Annotated in this window: 7 protein-coding genes; 1 reads left to right on the top strand and 6 read right to left on the bottom strand. The window is 55.8% G+C overall.

The window, feature by feature from the left end; all coding sequences use genetic code 11:
* Positions 1-8: 8 nt before the first annotated feature.
* From FB593_RS17110 to FB593_RS17100, 3 genes are all read right to left on the bottom strand, one after another.
* On the bottom strand, positions 9-1079 hold the full coding sequence (locus tag FB593_RS17110; protein ID WP_097100343.1) for an NAD-dependent epimerase/dehydratase family protein: 1071 nt from the start codon (positions 1077-1079) through the stop codon (positions 9-11).
* 117 nt (positions 1080-1196) lie between these two features.
* A complete protein-coding gene (locus tag FB593_RS17105) occupies positions 1197-2600 on the bottom strand; it encodes a glutamate-1-semialdehyde 2,1-aminomutase (RefSeq protein ID WP_145166788.1) in 1404 nt (467 codons plus the stop codon).
* Between the two features lie 214 nt (positions 2601-2814).
* Positions 2815-3543 (bottom strand): LuxR C-terminal-related transcriptional regulator, encoded by a 729-nt coding sequence (locus FB593_RS17100; protein WP_003517620.1) that lies wholly within the window; start codon positions 3541-3543, stop codon positions 2815-2817.
* A 691-nt stretch (positions 3544-4234) separates the two neighbouring features.
* Between FB593_RS17100 and FB593_RS17095 the strand changes: the two genes are divergently transcribed.
* Positions 4235-8614 carry a CheR family methyltransferase gene (locus tag FB593_RS17095; protein WP_321186286.1) on the top strand — a complete coding sequence of 1460 codons (4380 nt, stop codon included), beginning with the start codon at positions 4235-4237 and terminating at the stop codon, positions 8612-8614.
* A gap of 33 nt (positions 8615-8647) precedes the next feature.
* Here FB593_RS17095 and FB593_RS17090 read toward each other — a convergent pair whose 3' ends face one another.
* The 3 genes from FB593_RS17090 to FB593_RS17080 form a co-directional block, all read right to left on the bottom strand.
* A complete protein-coding gene (locus tag FB593_RS17090) occupies positions 8648-9607 on the bottom strand; it encodes a glycosyltransferase family A protein (RefSeq protein WP_111851576.1) in 960 nt (319 codons plus the stop codon).
* A complete protein-coding gene (locus FB593_RS17085; RefSeq protein WP_111793527.1) occupies positions 9604-11115 on the bottom strand; it encodes an oligosaccharide flippase family protein in 1512 nt (503 codons plus the stop codon). The genes FB593_RS17090 and FB593_RS17085 overlap by 4 nt, the downstream gene beginning before the upstream one ends.
* A 222-nt stretch (positions 11116-11337) precedes the next feature.
* The gene (locus FB593_RS17080; RefSeq protein WP_111793526.1) at positions 11338-12570 is read right to left on the bottom strand and encodes a polysaccharide pyruvyl transferase family protein; all 1233 of its coding nucleotides are present in this window, start codon (positions 12568-12570) and stop codon (positions 11338-11340) included.
* Positions 12571-12737: the final 167 nt, after the last annotated feature.

Raw genomic sequence — 12737 nt, 5'->3', positions numbered from 1 at the left:
CCTCCTGTTTAAACCGATGCCGCAATATCGGCGTTCTGGCGCGGCGCGGTCATGGGGCGGCGCAGGTTGATGTCGATATCCTTGTCGCCGATCAGCTTCTGGAGTTGGCCGATCCGCTGATAGTGCGGTCCCTCGAATTCGGCCATTGTCAGGCCGGCGCTCTTGTAGGCCCGGTAGAGTTGCTCGGCACCTGCGGCCGCCGTCCATGTCGGTTTGAACGCCGGAAGCGCACGGGCGATCTTGCCAAAATCGACGCGGTAGGAACGGGTATCGGGGCTTGCATCGCTCGCATATTGCAGCCGGCATCCGGGCACCGTGAGAGCGACGATTTCGGCAATCTCCCGGATCTGATAGTTGTGCGCATCCTGTCCGACGTTGAAAGCCTGATTGTGTATGGCATCAGTCGGCGCTTCGAGCGCAGCCAGAAAGGCGCGCGAAATATCCTCGATGTGAACGATTGGGCGCCATGGAGATCCGTCGGATTTCAGGAGGATTAGTCCTTCCGTCACCGCCCAAGCGGTCAGGTTGTTGAGTACGATATCGAAACGCAGCATGGGCGAAAGGCCATATGCTGTTGCCGGACGCATATAGACCGGTGAGAAGCCGGGGCTCGCGAGGCTTGCAATCTCCCGCTCCGCCAAGACCTTCGACGTGCCGTAGGCCGATACCGGTTTCAGCTCGGCCGTCTCGTTGACCAGTCCTTCGCCAGCGGCGCCGTAGTTGCTGCACGACGAGGCGAAGATGAAACGCTTGACGCCTGCCTGCTTTGCGGCTCGCGCTGCCCGAACGCTGCCGCGGTAATTGATCTCATAGGTAATTTCCGGATTGAGATTGCTCAGCGGATCGTTGGACAGCGCCGCAAGATGAATGACAGCGTCGAAACCTTCCATATCCGAAGGCTGGATATCGCGGATGTCCTTGCATACGCCGGGGACCTGCGGCAAAGGTCCGCCTGGAACATAAGCGCAGCGATGGTAGAATTCAGTGTCATAACCGTGTACTTCGTGACCCGCCTTGCGCAGGATGGGTACCATGACGGAGCCGATGTATCCGCGATGCCCGGTGACTAGAACGTGCATGAAATTTCCCCTCAAAATCTATTTTCGATCGCAACGAGCGTATCTTTTCAGGCTAGATCGATGCACCGCGCAAAGCGGCTGTATCGATAATGCGAACGGTCTAGGTGCCCCGGCCGGTTAAGGCTTTCGGATGCTTTCCGATAATTCGGGCATGTCGGCCATGACCAACCCATGGCTGGCCTGATGCTGCGCGTTGCCGTTGAAACGCCGGAAGACGACATCGGATGGGCGTCCTGTCAGGAATTTGTCGACGCCGTATTCCAGCGCTTTACGGTAGACGACGAGCGCTCCATCGATGGCGTCGAGCGTTTTGGCTATATCCTCGTCCTCATGCGTGTAGCTTACAACGAGAGACGGTGCGAGAAGGCCGCGACGGATGGTTTCCTGCAGAAACAGTGAGCGAAAAGCCTGAGACGGCTTTCCGGTCTGGTCCAGCGTGAAGTAGCTGAGGCAGGCGGAATGGCCCTGGATGCCGAAGTAGGAATCGAGCCCGTGCGCAATTGCGATCTGGCTGATGGCGGCGCGCAGCGAATTTCCCTGTCGGACCAGATGTGGGACCACGGGTTCCTGCGTGTAAACCTTCATGGTTGCGATGGCCGCCGCCATCGCATGCGTTTCCGCGCCATGCGTCGTTGAAAGCAGGAAGACGCGGGGGGCATCGATTTGATCGATACCGCCTCGTTCCATGAACTCACGCTTGCCGGCAAGTGCGGAAATCGAAAAGCCATTGCCCAGGGCTTTGCCGAAACAGGATAGATCGGGGACGATATCGTATGTCTTCTGCGCTCCACCAGCATCCCAGCGGAAGCCGGTGATCATTTCGTCGAGAATAAAAAGCGCGCCGTTTTCGTGGCAAAGATTCTGGAGTTTGTGAAGAAACTGGTCCCGAGGCGGATCACCGCGCGACGGCTCCAGAATGAAGGCGGCTATGCGGCCTGGAAAGCGGTCAAACAGACTGCGCGCACTCGCCAGATCATTATAGCTGAAGCCAAGGACCAGATTCTGGATCGCCTGAGGAATGCCCGCATTCATCTCCGTTGTTCCGATGAACCAGTCTTCGGTGGAGAAAAAGGGGTGGTCGCTGCAGCGCGCGATCAGGTCACGGCCGGTAACAGCCCGTGCAAGTCGTATCGCGGCGGATGTCGCATCGGAACCGTTCTTGCAGAATTTGACCATTTCGGCCGTCTGGATCGTATCGAGAAAGGTCGATGCGCAATCCACCTCGATCTTTGACGGGCGCGTGAAATTGCAGCCGCGGTATAGTTCCGCACGCGCCGCCTCTACGATGTCGGCATAGGCATGGCCAAGGCCGACAGCCCTGTTGCCCATGCCGTACTCGATATATTCATTTCCATCGACATCCCAGACATGACAGCCATATCCCCTTTCAATGAAGCCGGGAGACAGGACAGGGTACTGGTCGTCACCCTTTGCATAGGTATGTGCGCCGCCCGGTATGATGTTGCGGGAGCGCAGGCGCAGTCGATCCGAGTTTTCGAAATTTTCGACGAAAGTTTGCATAGCGAAATCCCGGGTCCATATGTCCAATGACCAGAGATTACCGTATCCGGCTCGGTGGCCGTTACCCCGTCTTTATGCTTGGAATGCTAGCCGAAAGGCTTAGAGGAGATGTACAACCTTCTTGTCATAATCGCTCCGATGCGTTTGGATCGTGCGGGGCCCGACACCCGCAGGCAATTATGAATTTACAACAGGTTCACTGCACGACACATGACTAGTTTTTGAAGAGATCGGATATTTTGAAGATCACTTCCGTTCTGTTTTTGGCGTCGACTTTCTTCATGATATTGCGAATATGTACCTTTACGGTGCTTTCACGAAGATTGAGTTCATAAGCGATGATCTTGTTTGGCTTGCCTTGCGTCAAGGCGTTGATGACATCGACCTCACGTTGGGTGAACATGGCCGTGCGCTGACGTTCCTTGTCTTCCGCAACCACGAGCAACTGCCTGAGATCGCTCAGATTTTCAGCTGATACGAAAGCGCCGCCCGCCAATGCAAGTGAGATGGCGCCCACGCACACCGCCAGTCCTATCGACGAGGAGATGTATCCACGAACTCCCGCGTCGAACGCCCTCATGACCTGACGCAGATCGCGGTTTTCAGCGAGAATGACGACCGGCAGATAAGGGAAGTCGGCAATGAATTCCCGCAACTCATGGAGGGATACGTCATCGCAAAAATCGCTGCGACCGACGTTGACCAGGATGCCGCTATGCTGGCCGTTTGGAGCGTGTCTCCAGTCGTCGAGTGATGAAAACAACTCGACTTCCATATCAAGGCCGTATGCGATCAGGCTCTGAGCCAGACACTCACGGTCGAGCGCGCGGTCATCGATGATCGCCAGCTTTCTGACCGAAGTTTCCATAGGTTTCGAGTGCGCAACCACATGGAAATTTGATGAGAATTGGCTATGTCCGTTGTTGGGAACTGATGTCAGCATGTTATGTCCTATCCGCGCTAAAGAGTGCTTTGCGGATCTGTCTGGCTTGGCAGAGACGCAACCGAAGAGTTTCTTTCTAAGATTCGGCACCACGGAAGTTTGAAGTAATTCAACCCGGAACGCCGTCATCAATCAGAACTTCGGAAGCTACTCTGTTGCGGTCTGGATTTTTCGGAATTTAAAAATCGGCCAGAAATCAACAGACGTGGCACTACCCGAATTTCGACTCCGGCATCCTACAATGGAGTATCGCAACTGGAAAAGGTTCGGAAATTACTCACTTTTGATTGAGATTTCGAGCGGGCGTTCAATCTGGCATGATGTGGGTAGACAACCAGACACGCCATAACTGTTGAAATATAATTCTTTCAGGCCATCATCATGTTTTGCGCGACACCACTAACTATAATGGATGCATTATAATCGCGGTCGGATTGATTTATCATCCTCTATTCGTGCTTTTGTTCGCGATGTCGGCAACTTATGCGTGTTAATCGCATTTTGAAATTGCACCTCACGACAATCGGACGCGCTGCGCCCCGCATGTGACGGGGTTTGGTGACTATGTATCCCTGACTGATGATCTCAAGGCCTTGATGGCTGCTTTCAAGACTTGTTGACCCACAACGCCTGACGCTTCGCAAGGGTCGATCTCTATTTGGAATGCGCGTCAATTTTAACGAGAGTGAATATGGCGGAACGCGGCGAGGATAGTAACAAGGTTCCTTCTACTTTCGAGGTAGACACCGGTTCGATGTCCGGATCACAGGAAGGACGTCCTGTTAGGATGTTCCCGATTGTCGGCGTCGGTGCTTCATCGGGTGGACTGAATGCGTTCAGAGCCCTGCTCAAAGCATTGCCTGAAAAAACCGGCTGTGCGTTTCTTCTCGTTCAGCATCTTGACCGGTCGCATGAAAGCATGCTCGCAGAACTTCTGGCAAGCGAAACGACTATGGTCGTAACGGAGGCTGTCAACCTTGCCTTGATAGAGCCCGAGCACGTCTATGTCATTCCACCAAAATTCCTGATGTCGGTTGACGGAGGAAGGATATATCTGTCGCCCCGGCGGGAACTGCATGAGGCACCTCTGCCGTTTGATTTTCTCCTGGGTTCTATGGCCAAGGAATTCGGGCCGTGGGCGATAGCAGCTGTCCTGTCCGGCACGGGGTCAGATGGCTCCTCCGGTGTCCAGCAGATCAGGGATTTCAAGGGACTTGTTCTAGTCCAGGAGCCTCAAGAGGCACAGTTTGGCGGCATGCCCGAAAGTGTTATTTCGCTGGGCATTGGCGCTACGGTTTTACCGGTCGAAGAGATGCCTGCGGCCATCGCCAAACATATTGCGCTGTTGTCGCGGCTTCGAGCCGATCACTCGATGGTGCGCCGAATGCCCCAGCTGGACCGGATCATCGAGATATTGAGGTTTTCCACAGCGAATGATTTTTCGGCCTATAAACATGGAACGATGCAGCGCCGGGTCGAAAAACGCATGGCGGTTCTCGGTATCGAGATTGAGAAGATAGACCGGTATCTTGAGATTCTCGAAAGCAGCGAAGACGAGCGGCAAAATCTCGTAAGGGATCTCCTGATCAACGTCACCAGCTTCTTCCGCGACGGGAAGGTGTTCGACTTTCTACGAGATACCATTATTCCGGATATTCTCCACGCAAAAGCGGCTCACGAAGCAGTGCGGGTCTGGGTCGCTGGATGCAGCACGGGGGAAGAAGCATATTCTCTGGCTATTCTCTTCCTCGAGCTCATTCAGTCCATGGGCCTTCGTCTCCAGTTTCAGATGTTTGCCTCGGACGCTGATGGCGAGGCGGTCGCAATTGCCAGAGACGGACATTATTCACATGAGGCGACCAAGTCGCTGCCGACGGACTTGCTGGAAAAATATTTCGTAAGGGATGAAAACGGATATACCGTGACGGCGCAACTGCGTGGGGCGGTGGTATTCACCGTGCAGAATGTCCTCAGCGACCCACCGTTCTCACGGATCGATCTGATTTCATGCCGCAACTTGTTGATTTACCTCGAAGCGGAAGCCCAAGCCAAGGTTTTGTCGCTTTTCAGGTTCGCCCTGCGGGAGAACGGCATTTTACTGGTCGGAAAATCCGAAACCGTTGGCGGAATGGATGACCGTTTCAAGCTGATTTCGGAATCCGAAAGGGTATATCGGCGTATCGGGCCGCCGGTTTTCGGTGATCTTAATTTCGGTGCGGTTGCGGGCGGAAATGTCAGAATTCCCTCTTCGCTAGGAAAGGTGACTTCAGCGTCGAGGCACAGTGCGCTTGCCGAGGCGGTTTCCCAGGTTCTGCTGGGTAGCTACGTGCCCGCCGCAATCCTCGTCAATCGGAAGTATGAGTATCTCTACTCCATCGGCCCGACAGCAAGGTTCCTGCGGATCGCTTCAGGCCCGGCATCGCATGACCTGTTCGCCATCACACCGACGGCGCTCCATAATAAGATCAGGTCTGCGATCCACCATGCGAGCCGGGATCAAAAGCCGTTCGTAGCCAAGAATGCAAAACTCGACAGCAACGGCGCACACATCGAGTTCAACATTCATGTCGAGCCGCTCTTCAGTCAGGGTGAAGAGCTGTTCCTCATATGTTTTGTGGAGGATGCTGCGCAGGCCAACGGTGTTGTCCGATCGCAGAAATCATCAACGACAGATGCGTCGCCCATTACCGAGCTGGAATTCGAACTGGAGGAGACGCGGGCAGAATTGCAGGGCGCGATACGCAATCTGGAAATTGCCAGCGAAGAACAGAAGCAAATCACCGCCGAAGCGCTGTCTCTGAATGAGGAGTATCAGTCGACGAATGAGGAACTCTTTACTTCGAAAGAGGAACTGCAATCCCTCAATGAAGAGCTGACATCCCTCAACAATCAATTGCAAGAAGCGTTGGAGCGTCAGCGGGCAGTTTCCAACGATCTGCAAAATGTCCTGTACAGCACGGATGTCCCGACGCTCTTTCTGGATTCCAGCCTTCGTATACGGTTCTTCACACCGGCCACCCGTTCGGTATTCAACATCATATCCTCCGATGTCGGCCGTCCCCTCTCGGACCTTAGCGGCTTTGACGGCGACATTACGCTTCAAGTCGACGCAACGGCGACGCTGCTCCGAGGCAACACAATCGACCGAGAGATAGGAGGACCCGATGGTCGCTGGTATGTCCGCCGCGTCAAACCCTATCGCGGCGCGAGCGAGGCAATCGACGGAGTGGTCATCACCTTCATCGATATAAGTGCCCAGAAACAGGTTGCCGAAAGCAGGGAAGCTGCCAAGAAATTCGCCGAGCGGGCGACCGAGGCCAAGTCGCAATTCCTGTCTGCGGCAAGCCACGATCTGCGTCAGCCGCTGCAAACCTTGAAGCTGTTGCACGGGCTTTTGGAAAGGAACGTGGCTGAAGGGCAAGCACGCACTTTCGTCCAGAGGATGGGGGAGACGCTGTCCTCGATGTTGGGAATACTCAACTCCGTTCTTGACATCAACCAGATCGAAGCGGGGATGGTGGAACCGCAGATCGTGAACTTTGCGATTGGCGATCTTCTGGGAAGGCTCTTCAAGGAATTTTATTATCCCGCTCGGGCGGCGGGGCTGCAACTCCGTGTCGTACCGTCCAGCCTTGCCGTTCGCACCGATCCCCGCCTGTTCGAGCAGATCGTTCGCAACCTTTTATCCAATGCACTGAAATACACGCCGAGCGGCAAAATTCTGGTCGGCTGTCGCCGGGTCGATGCAAAGGTTCGGTTCGAAGTGTGGGACACCGGTATAGGCATTCCCGAAAACCATATCGAGGAAGTCTTCCAGGAATACCATCAACTCGACGCATCTGCTGGCGCGGAAGACCGGGGTTTGGGGCTGGGATTGTCAATCGTCAAGCGGCTGAGCGAACTTCTGGGACTGAAGATAGCGGTGCGGTCGCGATTGCATGAAGGTTCTGCATTCATGATCGAGATCGATCGGGGGCCGGCAGGGGAGCCGCTTGCGCCATTGCGTGCGCCATTCGATGACAATTCGCGTCAAGCGATCGCCCTGTCGTCCGCGTCGATTTTGATCATCGAAGACGAAAACGGAATGCGCGATCTGCTCAAGATCGGTCTGGAGCAGACTGGATACGTGGTCGCTGCGACCTCAACCGCTGCCGAAGCGATCGCGATTGTTCGAGGGCTGAAGTTCATGCCCGACGTTGTTCTCGCAGACTATAATCTTCCTACAGGCGGGAATGGCATAGCTGCAATTGAAGATATTCGGCAGGCACTCCGCCAAAATGTTCCGGCACTCATTCTCACTGGCGATATTTCAAGCAAGGCCCTGAGGGATTTTGCTCAGCACGAAATTCCTTATCTGCACAAGCCGGCGAAACTCAAGGACGTCATGCAGATGGTGGAGACGCTGGTCGTTCGCCAAAACGGCGAGAGAGCAGGTCACATAAGCGAACCTGAATATATGGAGCCGATGACGGGCAGGCTCATCGAAGTCATCGACGACCAGCAGGACATAAGGGACAATTTGCGCGCCCTGTTCGAAGGAGAAGGCTGGGCGGTCGCAACCTATGTTTCGGCAGAAGAGTATCTTGCAAACTACAAGCCCGACAGATCAGGTTGTCTGCTTGTCGATGCGTATCTCCCCGGCATGGTCGGCATGGAGTTGTTACGTTTGCTGAAAGAAAGACATCATCGGTTTCCGGTGATTGTGATCACGGGTCGCAGCGATGTCCGTATGGCAATCAATTCGATGCGATATGGAGCGGCCGATTTCATCGAGAAGCCTTTTTCTTACCAGGAAATATATCGGAGCGTGCAGTCGGCCCTCGAGCGATCGCGTGATGCGAACGAGCGCGAAGAGCGGCGTGAAACAGCTCGAGCCACGCTGGCGACGCTTACTCGCAAGCAACGTCAGATCCTTGATAGAATTGTTCAGGGGCAGGCCAACAAGGTCATTGCAGCCGATTTGAAGCTTAGTCAGCGCACTGTCGAGAATCATCGCGCCTCAATCATGCGCCGAACGAAATCCACTTCGTTGCCGGCGCTCTTGCGGCTTGTACTGAATGCAGAAGAATAGGCCTTCATCATCGAAAATTTGGCCGGTCGATCACTATCGGCGGGCGATCGCTGCGCGAATTCGATGTAACGCATCAGGTCGGCGCACAAGATAACCTACCGGCGGCAGAAACGCTGAAGCGGGTCTCAGGCGGAAAGCCTGTGCGAGAAGGGCACCCGCGCCGGGCCGGCGCCGGACCAGATTGGAAAGCGCACACCAATAGGCGCGGTCGCTCAGGCTCGCGCGACCGCGCCGGAGCAGGGTTTGGGCGTCGGCAAGCAAAGCCCCCTCATTGCCAAAGAAGCTTTCGAGCGCGGCTTCGATTTCGGTATTCCAGGCAAGGACGTTATCAAGGATGGCCGACTGGTTGGCACCGTGGATACGGGTGAAATTCTGCACGGCGTCAAGTTCGACGATATCGCCCAGAACTGCTAGCCGCATCCACATCTCGACATCGTCAGTATGGCGCAGTGCTGGCCGATAGTGACCGGCATGTTGTTGAATGTGTGTTCTGGTGACAGCGAGTGGGCCTGGCACCGGGCTGCGTCCCGTCGCGCAAATTTTGGCGATGAAGTCCATGCCCCGATGAAGCTGCATGCCATTGGCGTAGCTGCGAAGGCCCGATTCTATTTCGGCGTCGTCACGGAAGAAGGCGGTGCGCCCGAAGGCCATGTGCGCGCCGGGGTGATTGTCGAGCGCCTCCATCGCGCGCGCGAGTGCTCCTCGCGACAGGACATCGTCGGCGCAGATGATGGCGAAATAGTCCGCCCGGGCCCAATCAATGCCTTCGTTGAAAGACGCGTGACCGCCAAGATTCTTTGGGCGCAGGCACGTTTCGATACGGGGATTTGTTGTCGCGAGAGACCGGGCGACCGCGACACTTTCGTCCGTGGAGGCGTTGTCGATGATGAGGATACGCATGTCCGGTATGTTCTGGCCAAGGACGCTTTCTACGCATCCCTCCAGAAAGCGGCCGTAGTTGTAGTTGGGGATGACGATATCGATGCTGCTCATGGTTCCACCGCTGCGGGAACGACGGTGTCGGGAATGGAAGCCGATACAGGAAGTTTTCCGATCTTGCGCGGACGCCCGGCAAAAGCATCGAACGTCGAACGTATTTCGCTGACGAGTGGGTGACGCAGAAGATACAGGCAAGCGGCCCAGCCTGTCACCGAAAGGAGGACGGCGCCGCCAGCCTGGGCGAGGGAGTAATCGAAGCGGAATCCTATCCAGGCGGATATGGCGAGCGGCCCCGCAATCGCGGCAAGGGTCACAGCGGAACTCGGCCCGGTGGCAGCGAACAGTTCGGGTAGTTTAAAGTGCGCATGGCGTCTTACCAGATAGAAGGCGACGAGCATCTGGAAGGGCAGCGTGACGAACTGACTCAGCGCTACCGCGGTGAGACCGAAGAAGCTGGCAGAGCAAAGCACAATTGCCGAGACGCTGCGGCAGACGAAATTGCCCAGGAAAGCCTCCCGGTTGGCGTTGAGCGCGATCAGCAGCGGCGTTGTCAAAACCATGGGAAACCAGAAGATCGACGCAAGCGCGAGAATCCGGGTGATCGGTACGGCGGCGAGCCACTGGTCTCCAAGTGCAAGGCGCACGATGGGATCGGCGAGAATGGCGACCATGATCAGCGATGGCCAATACAGCACAGTGATGTAACTGAGAGCGCGCAGGTAGGATCTGCGGACATCTCCACCCTCGCGAACCTCGGCGGCGAGCGCCGGGAAGGCGAAGGAAAAGATTGCCGAGAGGAAAATGCGGTCGGGAATGGAGCAAACGGTATTGGCGCGATTGTAGATCGCGACCGCTGTCGGTGTCATGGCAAAGCCGAGCACCAGTTGCGGCAGGGACTCGTATAATTTGTCGACGATGGTTGCAGCGCCCCTGTAACGGCCGAATTCGGCCATACGGCGCCACGACTTTAGAGAAAGGCGTGCGGTACGCTGGGCCGGATCGGCATAGGCCGCAAGGGCGCTTGCAACGCTGTTGCCGACGAGCAGGCCGAGCGCGAAACTGACAAAGCCCCATCCATTGCTGGCAGCGAAGATCGTCACGCCAGCCATAACGACGAGGCCGGTGGTTCGGACGCGTGCGATCGTGCCGAAGGCCAGCCGGCGACGCAGCATGGAAAACGCTGGCATACCCAGGCTTTCGGCCATGACCGCGGCAATCGCCAGGATAAGATAGTGCTGGAGACTGGGCTGGTGGTAGAAAATCGCCAGAAAGGGTCCGCATAGATAGAGAACGATCCCGAGAATGCCGCTGACCAGGAGCAAGAGCGTAAGCGACGTGTTGATGTCATCGTGTTCAACAACATCGAGCTGAATAAGGAAATCGGAAGAAACGAATTCGCGAAAGGCGAAGATCACCGCTGTCACCCCGTAGCCGATTACGGCAAAACCAACTTCCGCAGGCGAGAGCAGTCTCGATACGATCGCGATCAGAGCGAAATTGATCGCAATTCCGAGGTGCTGTTCCAGCATGGCCATGAAAAAGGCGCGGCGGACTTTGTGCATCGAGGGCTCCGACAGCGTCGCCGATAATCGACGGTAGCGTCAAATCTAGAGTGTGGACTTGGACCTTGGAAATCTGACCGTTGGGATGGCAGCCGGATCCGTAGGTGTAGGCCGTTTGGAGAATGTTTGTTGAGGGGCATGCAACAGCGTGCGGTCTACTCCCGTCGAGTATTGAAGAGCCTCGGTATTACGCCGAAAGCATTAGGTTGCAGGACTGCGTGTCTAAGGCGTCACGCTCTGCGGCGTTGCGACGACATCAATTGAGAGAAATTCCCGGCCGAGCAGCGCTTCCTGCTCGGAAAGCTGGCGCTTGAAGCGATCATTGGCGTGGGCAATCCTCTCCCTCACCGCACCGGCTCCAGCGAGTATCTCCTTGACCAGCTCAATGACTTCCTCGACTTCGAACGTATCGATATGCCGGGCGAATTTCTCCTGGTCGAAATCGTTCATCAAATCACCGAACTTTCTGGCGTAACCGATTGATATAGTTGGAATGCCAAGTTTCAGAGAGCAGACAACTCCATGATATCTCGACACCACGGCAAGATCGATTGCTGCCATCTGCTGCATGATGTCGCGCAGCGTTGCGGCAGAGCTGATGTCGATCCGCGACAGCTTGTCCTCGGATAGCATTTCCGTCAGCAGGAACATCAAATCCGCGCAGGCGACCCTGTCGGTAACGTCCCCCATCAAAAGGGTGATGCGATGGCCTTCACCGATCAACCAGCTCACGAGACGTGAGAGCTTGTGGATGTAGGTCTTGTAAATCCTGGCGGCCTCGGGATCGTTGTGACGCCAGCCGCGATAGTCCATAACGCCGACGCCTATTCTCATTGAGCCGCCGGCGGGGCTCTGCCGGTGGGGCACAGGAACAGGAAGATCAAAGGCGATATCGGGGTAACGGTGGTCGCGCGACACGTCGACACCGATCATTTTCATGTAGTTGAGCGAGAAATCGTCCCGGTAGGATCGATAGGAGGCCATCTGTGCGGCCGAGCGCAGGAACCAGCGGCTGAGCCGGCTTTTCATCGGACCGGCACCGATGCTGACAAAGGCGATCCGCGTGTTGCGAAGGCGTGCGACGAGGCACCAGCAAAACACGACAAAGGGCCAGCCGAACCACTTTTCCTGAAAATCATCGAGGATGCCGGTCCCCGGTATTATCATCAGGTCAGCCTTGTCGAAACTAAACAGGGAACTGACCAATAGCATGAGCCGTGAAGGCACCTTGCCGAGTAGCTTGTCCAGTTGCCTCATCCAAGCGTTTGTCAGGGGAGGCCCCCCAACACCCATCGCACGAATATTGAACTTCGCACTTACGACTGTCGGACTTGCACAGATACACAACAGATCGGCATCGGGCCTCATCCTGCGCAGATAAAGGAGCATGGCTTCCAGCGATCCGTCATTGCCCGAATTGCCAGAGCCAAATTGTCCAAGGAGAGTGATCCTCATTTATTTTCCAATCGCAGCCCGGCGCCGACACGCTCGATATGGTATTGATATCCGCTGGATCAGCACGACCCCACACCGACCTTCGGGTTGCGTCTTACGCCAAACGAATAGTCTGGCCGACGCAAACCTCTCAAAGGAAGATACAGCTAAGCCTAAGATGCAACTGA

It is taken from the genome of Rhizobium sp. SJZ105 (assembly GCF_007828365.1).
Classification (GTDB): domain Bacteria; phylum Pseudomonadota; class Alphaproteobacteria; order Rhizobiales; family Rhizobiaceae; genus Agrobacterium; species Agrobacterium tumefaciens.
Note: the sequence above shows the minus strand (reverse complement) of the source record. Positions and strands in the feature narration are given on the sequence as shown.